Annotated in this window: 17 protein-coding genes; 13 read left to right on the top strand and 4 right to left on the bottom strand. The window is 69.5% G+C overall.

The window, feature by feature from the left end; translation table 11 throughout:
* Positions 1-58: 58 nt before the first annotated feature.
* Positions 59-649, bottom strand: a complete 591-nt coding sequence (locus tag ACFVW6_RS11190) for a TetR-like C-terminal domain-containing protein (protein ID WP_378831371.1) — start codon at positions 647-649, stop codon at positions 59-61.
* A 73-nt stretch (positions 650-722) separates the two neighbouring features.
* Here ACFVW6_RS11190 and ACFVW6_RS11185 point away from each other — a divergent pair, with 73 nt between their 5' ends.
* Positions 723-1,259, top strand: a complete 537-nt coding sequence (locus tag ACFVW6_RS11185) for a glutathione peroxidase (protein ID WP_355279553.1) — start codon at positions 723-725, stop codon at positions 1,257-1,259.
* A 50-nt stretch (positions 1,260-1,309) separates the two neighbouring features.
* Here ACFVW6_RS11185 and ACFVW6_RS11180 read toward each other — a convergent pair whose 3' ends face one another.
* Positions 1,310-1,816 (bottom strand): hypothetical protein, encoded by a 507-nt coding sequence (locus ACFVW6_RS11180; protein ID WP_378831369.1) that lies wholly within the window; start codon positions 1,814-1,816, stop codon positions 1,310-1,312.
* A 431-nt stretch (positions 1,817-2,247) separates the two neighbouring features.
* On the opposite strand from ACFVW6_RS11180, the gene ACFVW6_RS11175 reads away from it, so the two are divergent.
* From ACFVW6_RS11175 to ACFVW6_RS11150, 6 genes are read left to right on the top strand one after another with little or no spacing between them, the layout of a single operon-like run.
* The gene (locus ACFVW6_RS11175; protein WP_378831367.1) at positions 2,248-3,237 is read left to right on the top strand and encodes an alpha/beta hydrolase; all 990 of its coding nucleotides are present in this window, start codon (positions 2,248-2,250) and stop codon (positions 3,235-3,237) included.
* A 30-nt stretch (positions 3,238-3,267) separates the two neighbouring features.
* Positions 3,268-5,232, top strand: a complete 1,965-nt coding sequence (gene acs / locus ACFVW6_RS11170) for an acetate--CoA ligase (RefSeq protein ID WP_378831364.1) — start codon at positions 3,268-3,270, stop codon at positions 5,230-5,232.
* 35 nt (positions 5,233-5,267) lie between these two features.
* Complete coding sequence (locus ACFVW6_RS11165; protein WP_378831362.1) at positions 5,268-6,113, top strand: SDR family NAD(P)-dependent oxidoreductase; 846 nt, start codon at positions 5,268-5,270, stop codon at positions 6,111-6,113.
* A 54-nt stretch (positions 6,114-6,167) separates the two neighbouring features.
* Positions 6,168-6,848, top strand: coding sequence for a TetR family transcriptional regulator (locus tag ACFVW6_RS11160; protein ID WP_378831359.1), 681 nt, complete (start codon positions 6,168-6,170; stop codon positions 6,846-6,848).
* A complete protein-coding gene (locus tag ACFVW6_RS11155; protein ID WP_378831357.1) occupies positions 6,833-7,885 on the top strand; it encodes a helix-turn-helix domain-containing protein in 1,053 nt (350 codons plus the stop codon). The genes ACFVW6_RS11160 and ACFVW6_RS11155 overlap by 16 nt, the downstream gene beginning before the upstream one ends.
* The gene (locus ACFVW6_RS11150) at positions 7,882-8,565 is read left to right on the top strand and encodes a TetR/AcrR family transcriptional regulator (RefSeq protein WP_378831354.1); all 684 of its coding nucleotides are present in this window, start codon (positions 7,882-7,884) and stop codon (positions 8,563-8,565) included. The genes ACFVW6_RS11155 and ACFVW6_RS11150 overlap by 4 nt, the downstream gene beginning before the upstream one ends.
* Positions 8,566-8,700: 135 nt before the next feature.
* On the opposite strand, the gene ACFVW6_RS11145 is transcribed toward ACFVW6_RS11150, so the two are convergent.
* Together ACFVW6_RS11145 and ACFVW6_RS11140 are read right to left on the bottom strand one after the other, a co-directional pair.
* Positions 8,701-9,690 carry an acryloyl-CoA reductase gene (locus ACFVW6_RS11145; protein ID WP_378826998.1) on the bottom strand — a complete coding sequence of 330 codons (990 nt, stop codon included), beginning with the start codon at positions 9,688-9,690 and terminating at the stop codon, positions 8,701-8,703.
* A 131-nt stretch (positions 9,691-9,821) separates the two neighbouring features.
* Positions 9,822-10,169 (bottom strand): putative quinol monooxygenase, encoded by a 348-nt coding sequence (locus ACFVW6_RS11140; RefSeq protein WP_378826996.1) that lies wholly within the window; start codon positions 10,167-10,169, stop codon positions 9,822-9,824.
* 435 nt (positions 10,170-10,604) lie between these two features.
* Here ACFVW6_RS11140 and ACFVW6_RS11135 point away from each other — a divergent pair, with 435 nt between their 5' ends.
* The 6 genes from ACFVW6_RS11135 to ACFVW6_RS11110 all read left to right on the top strand — a co-directional run bounded on the left by ACFVW6_RS11135 (position 10,605) and on the right by ACFVW6_RS11110 (position 18,250).
* A complete protein-coding gene (locus tag ACFVW6_RS11135) occupies positions 10,605-11,054 on the top strand; it encodes a VOC family protein (protein ID WP_378826993.1) in 450 nt (149 codons plus the stop codon).
* A 30-nt stretch (positions 11,055-11,084) separates the two neighbouring features.
* A complete protein-coding gene (locus ACFVW6_RS11130; RefSeq protein ID WP_378826991.1) occupies positions 11,085-12,281 on the top strand; it encodes an amidohydrolase family protein in 1,197 nt (398 codons plus the stop codon).
* A 106-nt stretch (positions 12,282-12,387) separates the two neighbouring features.
* Positions 12,388-13,323, top strand: coding sequence for a TIGR03620 family F420-dependent LLM class oxidoreductase (locus ACFVW6_RS11125; RefSeq protein ID WP_378826989.1), 936 nt, complete (start codon positions 12,388-12,390; stop codon positions 13,321-13,323).
* Between the two features lie 32 nt (positions 13,324-13,355).
* Entirely contained in the window at positions 13,356-15,050 is a 1,695-nt protein-coding gene (locus ACFVW6_RS11120) for a thiamine pyrophosphate-requiring protein (protein ID WP_378826987.1), read from the top strand.
* Positions 15,051-15,086: 36 nt separating this feature from the next.
* Positions 15,087-16,757: an AMP-binding protein gene (locus ACFVW6_RS11115; RefSeq protein ID WP_378826986.1), complete on the top strand. Its 1,671-nt coding sequence runs from the start codon at positions 15,087-15,089 to the stop codon at positions 16,755-16,757.
* On the top strand, positions 16,754-18,250 hold the full coding sequence (locus ACFVW6_RS11110; protein ID WP_378826983.1) for an aldehyde dehydrogenase family protein: 1,497 nt from the start codon (positions 16,754-16,756) through the stop codon (positions 18,248-18,250). The genes ACFVW6_RS11115 and ACFVW6_RS11110 overlap by 4 nt, the downstream gene beginning before the upstream one ends.
* The last annotated feature ends 1 nt before the right edge of the window (position 18,251 follow it).

The following is an 18,251-nucleotide window of genomic DNA, read 5'->3' as shown; positions in this document are numbered from 1 at the left end:
CGCCAAGGCGGCGCAGCTCCCGTCCCGATCACCGACAAACGGCGGTCCGCGTCGCGGGTCAGCGGTCGCGTGGCCGCGCGCCGTCGAGGACGAGACGGACGAGGTCCTGGCGCCGCTCGGCAGGCAGGCCGCTGGGCGGGTGGGTGGCGGCCCGCAGCATCAGCGTGCCGGTGATGGTCTCGGCGACGACGGTGGCATCGATATCGGCCCGGACCTCACCGCGGGTGGCGGCGTCGCGCAGCGCGTCCTCGATCGCCGCGAGACAGCGATCGATCGAGTCCCGTTTGAAGGCGGCGTACATGTCCGGGTACTCGGCGATCTCTGCCGTACAGCGCTGCAGGATGGTCAATCGCGGCTCGACGAACACGGCCGCGATCTGGTCGAGCAGGACCGTCAGGTCGCCGGTGATCGTTCCGGTGTGCGGCGGCACCAGCCCGGCCGCCAGCGTCGACATCGCCGCCAGGATGAGGTCCTCGCGCTGGGGCCAGCGCGCGTAGATGCTGCGCTTGGCGGCGCGGGCGCGGGCGGCCACCGCTGTGATGCTGAACTCCGCGATGCCCTTGTCGGCCAGCTCCTCGACCGCGGCGTCGAGTACGCGCTCGTCGACGGTGGTGTCGCGAGGACGGCCGCGCGGCCGGGGCGATGTCATCACGGCAGTATAGGCAGCAAATATGTCACGGGGGGCGTTGCATAAATACGGGACCTCAAATACCCTTGGCCGTATGACAATTCACAAATTCTCGGTCGCCACCGCGGACGGGGAACAGCGTTCGCTCGACGACTACAACGGCCGCGTGGTGCTCATCGTCAATGTGGCAAGCAAGTGTGGCTTCACGCCGCAATACGAAGGACTGGAAGCGCTGTACAAAGACAGCCGGGAGCGCGGGCTGGAGATCCTCGGATTCCCGTGCAACCAATTCGGTGGCCAGGAACCGGGTGCCGACGCCGAGATCCAGGAATTCTGCTCCACGAGTTACGGCGTCACCTTCCCGGTGTTCGGCAAGGTCGACGTGAACGGTCCCGAGGCGGACCCGCTGTTCACCTATCTCCGCGCGGAAGCACCGGGCGATTTCGGCCCCTCCGCCGGTCCGCTGTATACGCATATCGAGGCCACCCGCCCGGAAGCGCTCGGCACCGATGAAGTGAAATGGAACTTCACGAAATTCCTCGTCGGCCGCGACGGCGCGGTGATCCGCCGATACGAATCGACCGTGACACCGGAACAGATCAAGTCCGATATCGCGGGACTCCTGAACTGACAGCGCGGGTCGAGACGTAGTGTCTGCGTCTCGACCCGCACCGCCGGCGATCAGTGGTTGGGGTTGGCGGCGTGGACGGCCGCGCGGTCCAGGCGCGGCACCGGCGGCGGGCTCATGTCCTCGAGCCGGGAGACGCCGGGCAGGTCGCCGAAGTCGGGGCCGAGGATTTCGGTCATCGCCGTGGCGAAGGTGGTGTCCATGAACATCCGTTCGCCGAGGATGCGATTACCCGAGAAGACGATCACCGCCATGTACCGGCCGGTTTTGCGTCCCTCGTCGGTGTCGAAATACACGTACGCCTCGCGACACAGCGTGTTCTCGCTGATTGCGTGTACCCGCTTGTCGGCCCAGATGTTTCGCTTCTCGCCGCCGGGCAGCATGCGCTGATAGGTTTCGCGGACCGCCGCCCGGCCTTCGATATGCCAGCCGAGTGTCGGCAGCTCGTAGATGGGGTTCTCCACCAGGGTCTCCATGGTGGCATCGAGATCGAGCTCGAACTCGGCCGCCTCGTGTACGGCGAGCAGCGCTTCCATCTCCGGCAGCGTGAACTTTTCCATCGTGTGTTTCCTTTCCACTGAACTCGCCACCGAACGGGAACCCCGGTCGGTCCGCGAGGATTGCGTCACCGACTGCGGCCGCCGGCTCGGCGGAGTGTTCAGTAGGTACGCATGTGCTGGCCGTCCGCGATGCGTCGACACGTCGATTCTAGATTGATCTATCTAATTTCGAGGGTGATTCGCGTTTTCTCGCTTCGTCATCAGTGCGACGGCGAGAAGACGCGGTCTGGTAGTGCCTGTCCTTCGATCGTGCGCCGCGGGACGCCGGGCACGGTCCCGCCGATGACCCTGATTTCCGGATCGTTTCGCCGCCGACTGGCGGGTTGCCGCCGCCGATCGACCGCCGGCCCGCCAACTGGCGGATGTTTCGGGCGGTGTTCACGTCGTTTGGTGGCTACGACCGTGCTCGACCCGGGGATTGAATGGTCGGCATGACCTACACCACCCCGTTCACCGGCACCCCCGTCCGGCCTCCGTTCGACGCCGAGCTGGTCGCTCCGCTGCAGGCCTTTCGCTCCCTGGTGCCCTGGCTGAGCACCGACACGCTGGACGCGGTCCGCGAACTGTCGACCACCGGCCTGCCCGGGCAGCCCATGCCCGACTTCACCGCGGGCGGCGCCGTCCGGGTCGACGAGCACACTGTTCCCGGACCCGACGGCGAGCTGGAGCTGGCCGTGCTCACACCGGCCGCCGGGACCGGTCCGTGGCCGGTGCTCTACTACATCCACGGCGGTGGTGTCGTCGCGGGCAACCGGTACAGCGCGCTCGCCGAGATGCTGCCCTACGTCGCCGAGGGCAAGGCGGTCGTGGCGTCGATCGAATACCGGCTGGCCCCCGAGCATCCCTACCCGGTGCCGGTCGAGGACTGCTATGCGGGCCTACGCTGGGTCGCCCAGCACGCGGAGGAGCTGGACGTCGATGCCGAGCACATGATCGCGATCGGTTTCAGTGGTGGCGGCAACCTCGCCGCGGGTGTCGCGTTGCTGGCCCGCGATCGCGGTTTTCCCGCGCTGTCGCACCAGATCCTGGGGTGCCCGATGCTCGACGACCGTCTGCAGACCCACAGCGCGCAGATGCTCGACGGCGAAGGCGCGTGGGATCGCAACGAGAACCTGTGGGCCTGGACCGCGCTGCTCGGCGACCGCCGCGGCACCGACGATGTCAGCCCCTACGCGGCACCCGCGCGCGCCACGGATCTGGCCGGGCTGCCCCGCACCTTCATCGATGTCGGCTCGGCCGAGGGCTTCCGCGACGAGGCTGTCGACTACGCCCAGCGGCTGTCCCAGGCCGGTGTCAGCGTCGACCTGCATGTGTGGGGCGGTGGATTCCACGGATTCGACATCGGGATCCGCCAGCCCGCGCTGTCGCAGGCCTCGCTCGCCGCGCGGGACGAATTCATCCGTCGTGCGCTGGAACGCTGAGTGGGCTGGATCGTGGGACCGCATTCATCGATGACCGACGACGCGACACCGGCGGTGTACGCACCGTCCGAAGCCTTTGCCGCGCAAGCGAATGCCGACGCGACGCTCTACGACCGGGCGGCGGATCGGCTCGGCTTCTGGGCCGAGCAGGCCCGGCGCCTGGACTGGGCGACCGCGTTCACCGACGTCCTGGACTGGTCGGACGCGCCGTTCGCGCGATGGTTCGCCGACGGGACCCTGAACGTGGCGGTCAACTGCCTCGACCGGCACGTCGCCGCCGGGAAGGGCGAGCGGGTGGCGATCCACTGGGTCGGCGAACCCGGCGACTCCCGTGACCTGACCTATCGGCAGTTGCTCGCCGAGGTGAGCCGGGCCGCCAACTACTTCACCTCGATCGGCCTGACCGCCGGTGACCGGGTGGCGATCTACCTGCCGATGGTGCCCGAGGCGATCGTCTCGATGCTGGCCTGCGCCCGGCTCGGGCTGACCCACTCGGTGGTGTTCGCCGGGTTCTCGGCCGGGGCGTTGCGCTCCCGGATCGACGATGCCGGGGCCGAACTCGTCATCACCACCGACGGGCAATACCGACGTGGCCACCCGGTCGCGTTGAAGGCCAACGTCGATGCCGCTCTCGGCAGCGGATCCGACGCGGCTCCCTCGGTCGAGCGGGTGCTCGTCGTGCGGCGGACCGGACACGATCCGGCGCTGCCGTGGGTCGAGGGCCGCGACGTCTGGTGGGACGAGACCGTCGGGGTCGCGGACGACACCCACGAGCCCGCGGCGTTCGCCGCCGAGCACCCGCTGTTCCTGCTCTACACCTCGGGAACGACCGGGCAGCCCAAGGGCATCGTGCATTCCTCCGGCGGCTATCTGACCCAGGCCGCCTACACCTTCCACTACGTGTTCGACCACAAGGAGGACAGCGATGTCTTCTGGTGCGGGGCGGACATCGGCTGGATCACCGGGCACTCCTATCTCGTGTACGGGCCGCTGGCCAACGGCGCCACCACGGTGCTCTACGAGGGCACGCCCAACACCCCCGACGAGCACCGGCACTTCGAGATCATCGAAAAGTACGGCGTCACCACCTATTACATCGCACCGACCTTGATCCGCACCTTCATGAAGTGGGGCCGCGAGATCCCGGACGGGCACGATATGGGTTCGCTGCGACTGCTCGGCTCGGTCGGGGAGCCGATCAATCCCGAAGCCTGGCGGTGGTTCCACGAGGTCATCGGCGGAGGCCGCTGCCCGATCGTCGACACCTGGTGGCAGACCGAGACCGGGGCCGTGATGATCTCGCCGCTGCCCGGCGTCACGGCGGCCACACCGGGCGCGGCCATGGCGGCACTGCCCGGCATCGGCGCCGCGGTGGTCGACGACAACGGCGAGCCGGTGGCCCCCGGCGAGGCCGGCTATCTGGTCCTGGACCAGCCGTGGCCGTCGATGCTGCGCGGTATCTGGGGTGACGACGAGCGGTATCGCGACACCTACTGGTCACGGTTCGCCGACCGGGGCTGGTATTTCGCCGGTGACGGTGCGCGCTACGACGACGCGGGCGCCCTGCACGTGCTGGGCCGCGTCGACGACGTCATGAACGTGTCCGGACACCGGATCTCCACCGCCGAGGTCGAATCCGCGCTGGTGAGTCACCCGGCGGTCGCCGAGGCCGCGGTCGTCGGGACCGCCGACGACACCACCGGGCAGGCGATCGTTGCCTTCGTCGTTGTGCGCACCGGCTTCGAGGACGCCGGAGAATGTCTGGCCGGCGAACTGCGGACGCAAGTGGCACTGGAGATCTCACCGATCGCCAAGCCGCGCGAGATCACCGTCGTGCCGGAGTTGCCCAAGACCCGATCCGGCAAGATCATGCGCCGTCTGCTCCGGGACGTCGCCGAAGGCAGGGAACTCGGCGATACGTCCACCCTGGTCGACCCGGCGGTCTTCGACGCCATCCAGCGCGCTTCCGCGTCCGGGGTGTCGCCGGTGCGGTAATCGGTTTCCGGACACGGTGCGGAGAGGAGAACACGATGGTGTGGCCCGCAGGAGAAACGGCGTTCGTCACCGGCGCGGCATCCGGCGTCGGTCTCGGCGTCGCCAAGGCGCTCGTCGCCCTGGGCGCCCGAGTCGCGCTCGCCGACGACCCCGGCTCGTCGCTCGCCGATGCCGCCGGCCGGCTGGCCGCCGGCGGGGGTGCGGTCACCGCCGTCGACCTCGACGTGACCGATCCACGGCAGTGGGCCGCCGCCGTGGATCGGGCGGAAGCGGCGCTCGGTCCGATCTCGATCCTGTGCAACAACGCCGGGGTCAGCGCGGGCGGACCGGTCGATCGAACCTCGCTGGCGAGGTGGCAGCGGGTGCACCGGGTCACTGTCGATGCCCAGTTCATCGGTGTCTCGACCCTGCTGCCGCGGTTCAAGCGCCGCGGTGGCCGTGCGCACATCACCACCATCGCCTCCATGGCCGGGATCGTGCCGATGAGCCGGGTCGGCGCGGACGCCTCCGCCCATTTCGCCAGCGTCGGATTCTCCATGGTGTTGCGCGACGAACTGCGTGACACCGATATCGGGGTGTCCCTGTTGTGCGCGAGCCCGCCGACGGCGCCGGGCGACGAGCCGGGGGAGTGGATCGGTGCGCGGCGGGTGCCGGTGATCGATCCCGATCGCGTCGGTGAGCTGGTGGTCGAAGCGATGCGGGACCGGCGGTTCCTGATCGTCACGCGCCGGGAGTGGGCGCCGCTGGTCGCCCGTGTCCACGACGAGGTCGAGCGCGCGTTCGCGTTCAGTGAGTTCGACGGCAGGCACGGGCCGGATCCGGCACCGTGGATGCTGCGCGAAGGGACGTATCCGGCCTCCTTAGTGGCGGCCTCGCGATAACAGACTGTTGCCGATGCCCAAACCAAACTGTTTGGTGCGGTGTATACTGTGACCGTGGCCACTACCTCCACAACCCTCGACACCACCCGCGATCGCATCGTCAGCGCGGCGACCGACGAGTTCGCCGAGTACGGTGTGGCCGGTGCTCGCATCGAGCGGATCGCGCGCCGGGCACAGACCAGCAAGGAGCGCCTGTACGCCTACTTCCGGAGCAAGCAGGAGCTCTACCGGTTCGTCGCGGAGCGCGAGCTGGCCACGATGACGCGAGCCGCCGCCCTGGACGCGACCGACCTGCCCGGCTACGCCGGTCAGCTGCACGACTACTTCACCGAGCATCCCCAACGGCTGCGGCTGATGCACTGGGGTCGCCTCGACGTCACGGGCGACGGCGTGTCCGGTGAGCTGTTCCAGGGCGTGGTGCGGCGCGATGTGGAGGAACTGCGACGAGCGCAAGCCGCCGGGCAGCTGGATCCCGCGTGGGATCCGATCGACATCCTGGTGCTCGTCAACGAGATCGCCATCGCCTGGGCATGGCAACCGAACCTCGCCGGCCTGGCCGGCCTGGGTCCCGGGCACGTCCGGGACGCGTCGCCGGCGGCACGCCGCGCGGCGATAGTCGCCGCGGTGGCGCGGCTGTTTCCCGCGACGCACGGCGCGTCGACGGGGGACGGGGCGGCCGACAGCGTCAACCCGGGGGGCACTCAACGAGGAGATTGTTCGTGCGGGAATGGATAGTCAAGCTCAGCGCCATCGACGGTGGCGCGGCCGCGGCACTGCGGGTGATCGAGCATTTCGACACACTGGTCGATCAGCGGTCCTCGGCGCTGGCCATGGTGCGGGCAGCCGCGGCACTGGCCGACTGCCCGGTGGGGCTCGCCGACCCTGAGCGCGGCGTACGCGTCGGCGTCGACGCGACCGGTCGCGCCCTGCCGGATCTCGACATCGCGCCCGCCACCCGGCAGGTCGCCCAATTCGAAGGCACCACCGTCTGGCTGGACCGCGACGGCCCGCCGCGTCCGCTGGACGATCTGATCCTGGAACGGTTCGGCCGCAGCCTGCACGCGGTCAAGAAGAGCCGCGATACCGCCCCGGCGGTGACCGCGACGCGCCTCGCCTGCGATCCCGGTGTCGCGCCCGCTACCCGCGAGAGCTCCGTGCGCCGGCTGGGTCTCGGGTCGACCGTGACCGTCGTAGCCACCCACGTGGCCGACGCGCAGTCCATGCCCCCGGGCCTGGTCGTCGACGACTACCAGATCCATCTGTTCCCCGCGCCCTTGCCCGCGAACGCCCTCCCCGCCGGAATCGCCGCCGGGACCGTCACCTGCGCGGCCGCCGAGGTCTGCGCGCGGTGGCAGCACGCCTGCACCGCGCTGCGCATCGCGATCGACATCGCCACCGGCGAGCCCACCCACGTGCGCTACGAGTCGCTGGGCAGCATCGCCACCATCGTGGAGATCGTCGACGCCGACACCGCCGCCCGCGCGCCCGACGTCCAGCGGGTAGGGGAGTTGCAGGCCCAACGGCCGTGGGTCGTCTCCACGCTGGAGACGGTGCTCGCGCACAGCAGTATTCGCGAAGCCGCGCGCAGGCAGAACCTGCACCACTCGACCATGCGCCAGCGGATCGACTGGCTGGAGCGGCAATTGGGCTACACCCTGCTCAGCCACGACGGCTACGCGCGCGCGAGCACCACCCTGACGCTGTGGCGGATCACGATGGCGGTCGAACAGTCGCGGGTGGTGACGCGGTCCGTGGTCGGTGCCGTTCGGTGAAACACGCCGACACCGAGTCCGGGCGACGGTCCCTGCGCGCCGATGCCGCCCGCAACCTGGCGAGGATCCTCCAGGCCGCTCGCGTCCTGTTCGCCGCTCGCGGCCTCACGGTGACCCTCGACGAGGTGGCCGAGGCCGCCGGCGTCGGCGTCGGCACCGTCTACCGGCGCTTCGCGAACAAGCAGGAGCTGATGGGCGCGGTGCTCACCCGGGCTGTCACCGAGATGGCCGAGGCGACCGAGGCCGCCGCCGCCGATCCCGACACCTGGCGTGGCCTGTCCGGACTCTTCGAGTGGTACTGCGAGCAGCTGGCGACCGATCGCGGCCTCGGCGAAGTGATGCTCGAATTTCCGGATGTCACAGAGCGTTTCGTCGCGGTGCGCGAGCGGATCGAGCCGGTGGTGCTGCGATTGATCGACCGGGCCGTCGCCGAGGGCGTGGTGCGGCCCGGATTCGCCGCCACCGATCTCTTCGCCATGGTCACCATGGTCGCGGCGGTGGCGAGGTTCGCCGCGCCGGTGAATCCCGAGCTCTGGCGGCGCTATGCGGGCATCCTCTTGGACGGCGTGCGCGCCGACGGCGCCGCCCGGCCGCCGCTGGCCGTCGCGCCTCTCGGCGTCGACGACGTGTACACCGCGAAGGCCGTGAGGTCCGCCGGCCACCGGTCGCGGCCCTGCTGAACGTCCCCGGGGAACGGGATTTCGGCGGTCGGCGACGCCGGCATCGATGTCGCCGACCGGCGAAACGGCTCGGGGCCCACCATCGAGCGATGGTGGGCCCCGAGCCGTGGGTGGCGCCGGTGGGCGATCCGGCGATCACAGTCGCACGATCGTCCGGCCTCTGATCTTGCCCGCGAGAATGTCGGCGGTGAGCGCGGGAATGTCGTCCAGGCCGACTTCGTGCGCGATGCTCTCCGACAGGTTCTTGGGCTTGAGGTCGGTGCCGAGGCGCAGCCACACCGCGGCGCGCACGTCCTCCGGGCACTGGACGGAGTCGATACCGAGCAGGTTGACCCCGCGCAGAATGAACGGCGCGACAGTGGAACTCAGCGCGATGCCGCCGGTCATCCCGCAGTTCGCCACTGAACCGCCGTAGCTGGTGGTGCGCAGCAGATACGCGAGGGTGTCGCCGCCCACCGGATCGATGCCGGCGGCCCAGAGTTCGGCGTCCAGCGGCGCGCCCGCGGCGGAGACCTCGTCGCGACCGAGGATCTGCGTGGCGCCGAGGTCGCGCAGATAGTCGTGTTCCTCGGTCTTGCCCGTGCTGGCCGACACGTCGTAGCCGAGGCCGGCGAGCATGTTCACCGCGGTGCTGCCGACGCCGCCGGTGGCACCCGTCACCAGTACCCGGCCCTTCGCCGGGGTCAGCCCGTTGTCCTCGAGCCGCTGAATCGCCAGGCCCGCCGTGAAACCCGCGGTGCCCAGCGCCATCGCCTCCTTCACCGTGAGGCCGGGCGGCAGCGGCTCCACCCAATCGCCGGACACCCGCGCGTATTCCGCGAACCCGCCGAAATGCGACATGCCCAGGGCGCGGCCGATGGCGAGGACTTCCTGACCGGCGGTGAATCGCGGGTCGCTCGATTCGACCACGGTGCCGGCGAGGTCGATGCCCGGCACCATCGGGTACGAGCCGACCACCGGACTCTCCGGGAGGCAGGCCAGACCGTCCTTGTAGTTGATGCTCGAATACCGCACGCGGATGGTGACATCGCCCGCGGGCAGGTCGTCGAGGGTCAGGTGCTGCACCCCGGCGCTGAACCCGGCGGCGTTCTTTTCGACGACAAAGGCTTGGAAGGACTCAGACATGACGTTCTCCTGGTGTGCGCAAGGCGCTGTCTCCTGACTGGCTCGGCCACGGTAAGCCGGTGCCCGATGCACTAGATAGATTGATCTAGATCGAGCTTAGGTGGCGGGTGGTTGTGCGTCAACACGACCGGCTACCTGCCGGTGAGGTGCGCGTAGAAGGTGCGCACCGACGGGGCGAGCACCTTGCGGACATCCGGCGACAGCTCGCCGAAGACCTCGACGACGAGGCCCCCGCCGAGTTCGGCCAGCGAGCCGACCGTGGCACCGACATTCCCCAGGTGGACCAGGACGGCGGCGGAGTTCGTGTACTTCTCCTCGACCACGCATCTGGTTCCGTCTTCGCTCAGGAACCAGTCGTATCGGAGGGTCCCCGCTTCGTCCCGGGCGGCCGCCACCGCGTCCTCGGCGCGTTTCGTGAACTCGTCCAGGTTCGCCGCGGCGATCTCGGGAAAGGTGGCAACGATCTGGATCTCACCCATGGTGGACACCCTCTTCTCTCTCTTAATAAACCGATCTATCCGGAGCGTAGGCAACCCGCTCCGGTGGCGTCAATGTCGGTCGATCGCCCTTCTACCTGCGCAGGTGGCCTGCCTCCACCGCCGTTTGTCGGCGATGGCGACCGCCGCGCACACGCAATGGCGGGTGTGGCGCGCGTCGCATGGCGGATTCACTGGGGTCAGGTGGATGATGCCGCGGCCCCGGGGTTGCGGTGTCATGCCATCGGCGCTGGGCTCCGTTGTCCGAGCTCGGGTTTCGTCGCCTGTCGAGGGTTGACGAGGTGTGAGAAGGGACATACGCTGAGTCGACTAGATCAATCTATCGCCTACTGATCAGCGCGGCGCCCGCGGCCACACCCGGTGCCCCTGGCGTTCCGGATGTGAAATCGGTGGGCTCGACGTCGCTGGAGGCGAAATATGGGAATCAATCGTGTCGGCCATGTGGTGCTGAAGATGCGCGACCTGGACGTGGCCAAGGAATTCTATGCCGGGATTCTCGGCATGAAGATCTCGTCGGAATCGCCGATCGCTGTCTTCTTCCGCTTCTCCGATTACCACCACGACATCGGGGTGTTCAAGGTGAGCGACGAGGCCGAGCTGCCGAAGGAAGACCAGGCCGGACTGCTGCATTTCGCGCTCGTCGTGGACAGCCAGGAGGAGCTGGTGCGGATGCACCGGTACCTGCAGGACAAGGGCGTCACCATCGAGGCCACCTTCGATCACGGCATGACGCGGAGTCTCTACATCTTCGACCCCGATCACAACGCCATCGAAATCTATTGCGAGGTCCCGGAATACGACTGGCGCACGAACGACGACTTCGTGGGCTATTTGAAGCCGCTCGAGATCGAGACCCTCACTTCCTAGCCCCCGCCCGACCGAACCCAGAGGTTTGCAATGAAGCTTCTCGCACACGACGTCGACAGCCACGAGATGATCCCCGGCAATCTGCTCGGTGATGTGCTGGGTCAGCCCGGCCGGATCATGGGCAAGATCCTCGAGTACACCGACCAGCTGCGTCCGGATCCGACCCCGACCAATATGCACCAACCGAACATCCAGGGCGACGTCAGGCCGATCGATCCCGATGACATCTGGCAGATCAAGGGCCCGTCGGCGCCCAGCGCGGTCGACCTCGGCCGGCGGGCGGAGGTCCTCGATGTGATGGGAATCGAACGCCAGCTGGTGTTTCCGACCCTCGCGATCGGGGCGATGATGGTCGGCGGCATGGACGACCTCGGGTTCGAACAGCGATTCGGCGGGGACGTGTCGATGCTCGAGGGAATGACGCGACCGGAATTCGCCGCCAGCTACCTGCGCGCGTACAACGAGTGGGTCATGAGCGATCCGGTCCAGGCGGACGGCCGCATCCGGATGGTCGGCATCATCCCCACCAGTCATGACCTGAACGAGATGATGGCCACGGCGAAGAATCTGATCAGCGCCGGGGTGCGGGCGGTCTACGTGCAGGCCGACGAGCCGCCGGGCGGGGTCTCGCCCGCGCACTCCTCGCTGGACCCCTTCTGGGGCCTGTTCGAGGCGGCGGATATTCCGGTGACGCTCCACATCGGGACCGAGTTCGCGTTCCTGGACCCGCGGTGGGCACTCGCCGAGACCTTCCAGGATCTGTTCCAGTCGCCGGAGATCCCGAACAACACCATCCAGATGTTCTCGACGATCCACATGGCGATCGACAACTACCTGTCCACCATGGTGCTGGGCGGGGTGTTCGAACGGTTCCCCCGGCTGCGCGTCGGTCTGCTCGAAGTCGGTGCGCACTGGGTCGCCCCGGCCGCGCGGCGGATGGACATGTACGTGGACGTGTTCCCCGGCGCGGCCGCCGCGAAATTCTCGCTGAAGCCGTCGGAGTACATCGCCAGGAACGTGCGGGTCTCGCCCTTCAATTTCGAGCCCGTCGACCGGTATTTCCAGGACGACCCGTTCTTCGCCGACGTCTATTGCTATTCGACCGACTATCCGCACGTCGAAGGCACCAAGGACTCGATGAACCGGATGCTCGCCAAGCTCGAGCCGCTGGGCGAGGAGATCACGACGAAATTCTTCCGGACCAACGCCGAGTGGCTGCTGCCCTGACCTCGGCGCACCGGCGGCACCCGGTCTGGTACCGCCGGTGAATCCCTCTCGAAATCGCCGTACCGCCACCCGGTCTCGGACCGGCCGAACACATCCAGAGGTCGCGATGAAGCACCGTGCGCACGAGACGTCCCCACCCCCTCTCGGACCCCTCGGCATCTGGTCCTACCAGCTCGACGTGCAGCCGATGGCCCGTGCCGGGGAGGCGGTCGCCGAACTCGAGGAGCTCGGCATCGGCGCGCTGTGGGTGCCCGAAGCGGTGGCGCGCGAGCCGTTCGCCAATGCCGCGCTGCTCCTGTCGGCGGCCGCCCGGATGACCGTGGCCACCGGTGTCGCGAGTCTGCACGCGCGGACCGCGATGACGATGAACGCGGGCTGGCGGACGCTGAGCGAGGCCTTTCCCGGCCGGTTCCTGCTGGGCATCGGGGTGAGTCATCAGCCGATGGTGGACGGCGCTCATCGAGGCAGCTACGGCAGCAAGCCGTACAGCACGATGGTCGACTACCTCGACCGGATGGACGAGGGCGACTTCTGGGGCGCCGCCGCACCGGTCGCGCCACGGCGGGTGCTGGCCGCGCTCGGTCCGCGCATGCTGCGCCTGGCCGCCGAACGCGGGATGGGCGCGCACACCTACTTCGTCCCCGTCGAGCACACCGCGATCGCCCGCGAGACGCTCGGGCCCGCCGCGTTGCTCGCGCCCGCGCAGACCGTCGTGTTCGAGACCGACCCCGCCGTGGCGCGCCACGCCGCACGCCGCTTCATGAGCCGGTACCTGGCCTTGCCCAACTACACCAACAACCTCCGGCGCCTGGGCTGGGGCGAGGACGATCTGCGCGGCGGGGGCAGTGACCGGCTCGTCGACGCGATCGTCGCCTGGGGCTCGCTCGACCGGATCGCGGCCCGGGTGCAGGCCCACCTCGACGCCGGGGCCGACCACGTCTGCGTGCAGGTGCACACCCCCGATGTGCGGGTCCTGCCCGTCGACCGGTGGCGCGACCTGGCCTCGATCGTTCCCGCGCTCCGCACCCGCTCCGTTCCCTGACTTCCCTTGCCGCACCGAACAGAAAGCACTCCATGCCGCACACCGCAGCTACCCGCTACCTCACCGCACTCGCCGAGCAAGGCATCGAGTGGTTCTTCGTCAACGCGGGAACCGATTTCGCGCCGATCGTCGAGGCCTACGCCGACAACAAGCAGGAAGACGGTCCCGCACTGCCGATTCCGGTCCTGTGCGCCCACGAGAACCTCGCCGGCGGGATGGCCCACGGCGCCGCGCTGGTGACCGGCCGTCCGCAGGCGTTGATGCTGCACGTCAACGTCGGCACGGGGAACGCGGTGTGCTCGGTCGCCAATGCCGCGCGCGATCGGGTGCCGCTGCTGGTCACCGCCGGCCGGTCGCCGATCCTCGAGTTCGGCGCCACCGGCGCGCGTGACCTGCCGATCCACTGGTCCCAGGAGATGTTCGACCAGGCGAGCATGGTGCGCGAGTTCGTCAAGTGGGACTACGAATTGCGTGATCCGCGCCAGGTCGAGGCCGTGGTCGACCGTGCCGTGAGCGTGGCGGCCGCGCATCCTCGTGGTCCCGTGTACCTGTCGCTGCCGCGCGAGGTGCTCGCCGAGGCGGCGGACGCGCCGACCGCGGTGCAGGCGCCGACACCGGTCCCGACGGCCGTGCAGCCCGACCCGGCCGCCATCGAGGCGCTCGCCGACAAGCTCGTCGCGGCCGAGTTCCCGGTCATCGTGGCGGCGGCGGCCGGCGCGGAGCCCGCATCCGTCGGGCTGCTCGCCGACTGCGCCACCCGGTTCTCGATCGGGGTCGCGGACCCGTGGGCCAGGTACCTGAACATTCCCTCCGATCATCCGCATCGCCTCGGCTCCGACGTCACGCCCGTGCTCGAGCGGGCCGATGTCGTCGTGTTCGTGGAGTGCGACGTCCCGTGGATCCAGGCGCGCACGGCGCCGTCCGCGGAGTGCTTCATCGCCCAGGTCGGTGTCGACCCCCTGTTCACCACCTATCCGATGCGGTCGCATCGATCCGACCTCAATGTCACCGCCACCCCGGTCGCGTTCCTGACCCGGCTGATCGAGGCGCTCGAGACCCGGGCGTCGGGCATCGATCCGGCTCGCGCCGAACAGATCCGGGCCGTCGCCGCGGCGAATCGCGCGGCCGTCGACACCCTGCGCGAGGCCGAACTCGCCCAGGGGGACGAGGAGATCATCACCACGGCGGTGATCTCCGCGGTCCTGGGTGGACTGCTCGACGACGACGACATCGTGTTCAACGAATACGTGTCCTACCCCGAGCTGCTCGGCCGGACCGAGCCTGGGACGTACTACTTCCTGCCCGCGTCGGGTGGCCTGGGCTGGGGCCTGCCCGCCGCCCTCGGCGCCAAGTACGCCGCACGGGACCGCACCGTCGTCGCCACTCTCGGCGACGGCGCCTACATGTTCGCCAACCCGGCGGCCTGCCATCACGCGGCCGCCAAGCACGAGCTGCCGGTGCTGACCATCGTGGCCAACAACAGCAACTGGACCGCCGTCGACATGGCGACCTACCTCGTCTATCCCGACGGCACCGCGGCCACCACCGGCGAGGACCGCTTCTCCAATCTCGCCCCCTCGCCGGATCTGGCGGCCTACTGCCGGGCCTCGGGTGGCCACGGCGTGACGGTCCACCGCCGCAGCGAACTCGAGGGCGCGATCAAAGAGGCGCTGCGGGTCGTGCGCGACGAAGGACGTCAGGCCCTGCTCGACATCCGCTGCAAGTGACGACCGACTGTCACCGCTCACCCTGATGGAGATCTGATGCGTTACAACCATGCCGCGCTGTTCGCGGGTGTCGCCGCGGCGACACCGGACCGCGACTGCCTCGTGTTCCGGGACCGACGGCTCACCTACCGCGAGGTGGCCGGGCGGGTCGACCGGCTCGCGAACCTCCTGCTGTCGCACGGGATCACCGCGCACCGCGAGCGGGCCGACCTGCGGGAGTGGGAGTCCGGCCAGGACCACGTCGCGCTGTACCTGTACAACGGCAACGAGTACGTCGAGGGGATGCTGGGCGCCGCGGCGGCGCGCGCGACGGCGTTGAACGTCAACTACCGCTACGTCGAAGCCGAGCTCACCTATCTGCTCGACGACGCGTCCGCGCGCGCGATCATCTACCACGCCCGGTTCGCGCCGACCCTCGCCGCGGTGCTCGGCGCGCTGCGCGAGCCGCCGATCCTGCTGCTCCAGGTGGCCGACGAATCGGGCAACGCGCTGCTGCCCGGCGCGCTCGACTACGAGGAGGCCCTCGCGGCCGCCAGCGCCGATCCGCCGCCGACCGAACCGGACCCCGACGACCTCTACCTGGTCTACACCGGCGGCACCACCGGAATGCCCAAGGGCACCCTGTGGACCCAAGCCGACATCCTCGAGAGCGCGCTGGCGGCGTTCATGCCCGCGGGCGCGTTCGAGGTGGACTCGCTCGCCGAGGGCGTGGCCCTGATGGCCGCCGCCGAACCCCGGGTGGTGCTGCCACTGCCGCCGCTCATGCACGCCGCGGCGCAATGGATCGCCCTGGCCGGCTTCCTGACCGGTGGCACGGTCGTGTTCCCCGACGTGGTCGACCGGCTGGACCCGGCCTCGGTCTGGGAGGTGATCGACCGCGAGGGCGTGCAGCTGATGAACCTGGTGGGCAATGCGTTCGCGACGCCACTGTGCGACGAGTTCGATCGCGGCGGGTACCACGGGCGCTCGCTGCAACTGGTCGGCGTCGGTGGTGCCGTCACCAGTGCCTCGGTCAAAGACCGCATCCTGCGGCTGCTGCCGCACGTCGTCATCGCCGATGTCGCCGGCTCGTCGGAGACCGGATCGCAGCTGACGAACGTGAGTACCAGCGCGGCCCCGGCGACCTCGGGTGTCTTCACCGCGGCGCCGGGAACCTGTGTGGTGGACGAGGATCAGGCCCGGATCCTGGCGCCCGGTGACCCGGCGACCGGCTGGCTGGCCCGGCACGGTGCCATCCCGCTCGGCTACCTCGGCGACCGGGCCAAGACCGAGCGCACCTTCCCCACCATCCAGGGCTATCGCATGGCCCTGCCCGGCGACCGGGCCAAGCACCGGGCCGACGGTGGGATCGAACTGCTCGGCCGCGACTCGGTGACGATCAACTCCGGCGGCGAGAAGGTCTTCGCCGAGGAGGTCGAGGACGCGCTGATCGCCCACCCCGCCGTGAGCGATGTTGTCGTCGCCGGACGGCCGAGCGAGCGCTGGGGCACCGAGATCGTCGCCGTCGTGCAACTCGTGCCCGGTCACGACCCGACCGACCAGGAACTGCTGGTCGGCGCCGAACAACGGCTCGCCAGATACAAGCTGCCCAAGGCCATCGTCCGCGTGGACCAGGTGCTGCGCAGTCCGGCGGGCAAGGCCGACTACCGGTGGGCCGGACAGATCGCCGCGCAGTACGCGCCCGCACAGAAGGAACCCAGCAAATGACCATGACCACCGCACCGATCGTCGACGTCACGCCGGCGGAATTGCAGCGCCTGCTCGACGCGCAGCGCGCCGCGCACGCCCTGGACCCGATCCCCGACGCCGCGACCCGGCGCGATCGGATCGATCGCCTGGTCGCCGCCGTCCTGGAACACCGGCAGGAACTCGCCGAGGCGCTGGACGCCGACTTCGGCAGTCGTCCGGTGACCACCTCGATGGAGGTCGACATCCTCGGCGCCCTGCCGGGAATCGCCGACACCCGTGCGCACCTCGAGGCGTGGATGGCCCCCACCGAGGTTCCGGCCGCCATGGGTGGGGTGATCCCGGCCTTCGTGCAGAACCGGCCCAAGGGCGTGGTCGGCGTCATCGGCCCGTGGAACTTCCCGCTCGTGCTCGTGTTCGCCCCCGCGGTGGAAGCGCTCGCGGCGGGCAATCGGGTGATGATCAAGTTCTCCGACCTGACGCCGCGCACCGGCGCGGTGTTCGCCCGCGCGGTGGCGTCCCGGCTGAGCCCCGAGGAGGTCGTGGTCGTCAACGGCGGGCTGGCGACCGCCGCCGCCTTCTCCGATCTGCGGTTCGACCACCTCTTCTTCACCGGCTCGCCGAAGGTCGGGCGCCTCGTCGCCACCGCCGCGGGCCGGAACCTGGTACCGGTGACGCTCGAGCTCGGCGGCAAGAACCCCGTGGTCGTCGCTCCCGATGCCGACGCCGCCGAGGCCGCCGCCCGCATCGCCCCCGCTCGCCTGTTCAACAACGGCCAGGTGTGCCTGGCCCCGGACTACGTCTTCGTGCCCGAATCGAGCCGGGACGCCTTCGTCGCGGCCTACCGCGCGGCGGTCCACACGCATTTCCCGACCTTCGCCGACAATCCCGATGTCGTCTCGGTGGTGAACGACGCGAACTACACCCGCGTCACCGGACTCGTCGCGGAGGCGAAGGCCAAGGGTGCGGTGGAGGTCGTCCTCGTGCCGGAGGCGGAGCAGGCCCGGGTACCCGACCCGACCACACGCCGCATCCCGCCGACGCTGCTGCTCGACACCCCGGCCGACGCGCAGATCAACACCGAGGAGATCTTCGGCCCGGTGCTGGTGGTGCACACCTACACCGAGGTCGACGAGGCCATCGCCCACATCCGCGCGGGCGAGCACCCGCTGGCGGCGTACTGGTACGGCGCCGACACCGCCGACTTCCAGCGCTTCCTGGTCCAGACCACGTCGGGCGGGGTGTCGCGCAACGACTTCGGGCTGGCCTACAGCAACCACGCCGTGCCGTTCGGTGGTGTCGGCATGAGCGGATCGGGCGCCTACCACGGCAAAGCCGGCTTCGACACGTTCTCCCACCAGCGGGCCGTCGCCCAGCACGATCTGCCCACCGGTCTGGCCGGCGCGCTCGTCCCGCCGCTGACGCCCGAGCGCGTCGCGGGCGTCGCCGCCGCTGCCGCCGCGGCCACCGCCGACACGGTCGCCCGGCTGGGGCGTCCCGACGGGCAGGAGTGAC

It is taken from the genome of Nocardia sp. NPDC058244 (assembly GCF_042882065.1).
In the GTDB taxonomy this organism is placed as follows: Bacteria; Actinomycetota; Actinomycetes; order Mycobacteriales; family Mycobacteriaceae; genus Nocardia.
The sequence above is the reverse complement of the archived record's forward strand: the minus strand, read 5'-3'. Positions and strand labels throughout refer to the sequence as shown.

Bases quoted from the DNA above. Each gene is read 5' to 3' on its own strand.
- ACFVW6_RS11190 (WP_378831371.1), bottom strand. From the start codon at position 649: ATGACATCGCCCCGGCCGCGCGGCCGTCCTCGCGACACCACCGTCGAC.
- ACFVW6_RS11185 (WP_355279553.1), top strand. From the start codon at position 723: ATGACAATTCACAAATTCTCGGTCGCCACCGCGGACGGGGAACAGCGT.
- ACFVW6_RS11180 (WP_378831369.1), bottom strand. From the start codon at position 1,816: ATGGAAAAGTTCACGCTGCCGGAGATGGAAGCGCTGCTCGCCGTACAC.
- ACFVW6_RS11175 (WP_378831367.1), top strand. From the start codon at position 2,248: ATGACCTACACCACCCCGTTCACCGGCACCCCCGTCCGGCCTCCGTTC.
- acs (WP_378831364.1), top strand. From the start codon at position 3,268: ATGACCGACGACGCGACACCGGCGGTGTACGCACCGTCCGAAGCCTTT.
- ACFVW6_RS11165 (WP_378831362.1), top strand. From the start codon at position 5,268: ATGGTGTGGCCCGCAGGAGAAACGGCGTTCGTCACCGGCGCGGCATCC.
- ACFVW6_RS11145 (WP_378826998.1), bottom strand. From the start codon at position 9,690: ATGTCTGAGTCCTTCCAAGCCTTTGTCGTCGAAAAGAACGCCGCCGGG.
- ACFVW6_RS11140 (WP_378826996.1), bottom strand. From the start codon at position 10,169: ATGGGTGAGATCCAGATCGTTGCCACCTTTCCCGAGATCGCCGCGGCG.
- ACFVW6_RS11135 (WP_378826993.1), top strand. From the start codon at position 10,605: ATGGGAATCAATCGTGTCGGCCATGTGGTGCTGAAGATGCGCGACCTG.
- ACFVW6_RS11130 (WP_378826991.1), top strand. From the start codon at position 11,085: ATGAAGCTTCTCGCACACGACGTCGACAGCCACGAGATGATCCCCGGC.
- ACFVW6_RS11125 (WP_378826989.1), top strand. From the start codon at position 12,388: ATGAAGCACCGTGCGCACGAGACGTCCCCACCCCCTCTCGGACCCCTC.
- ACFVW6_RS11120 (WP_378826987.1), top strand. From the start codon at position 13,356: ATGCCGCACACCGCAGCTACCCGCTACCTCACCGCACTCGCCGAGCAA.
- ACFVW6_RS11115 (WP_378826986.1), top strand. From the start codon at position 15,087: ATGCGTTACAACCATGCCGCGCTGTTCGCGGGTGTCGCCGCGGCGACA.
- ACFVW6_RS11110 (WP_378826983.1), top strand. From the start codon at position 16,754: ATGACCATGACCACCGCACCGATCGTCGACGTCACGCCGGCGGAATTG.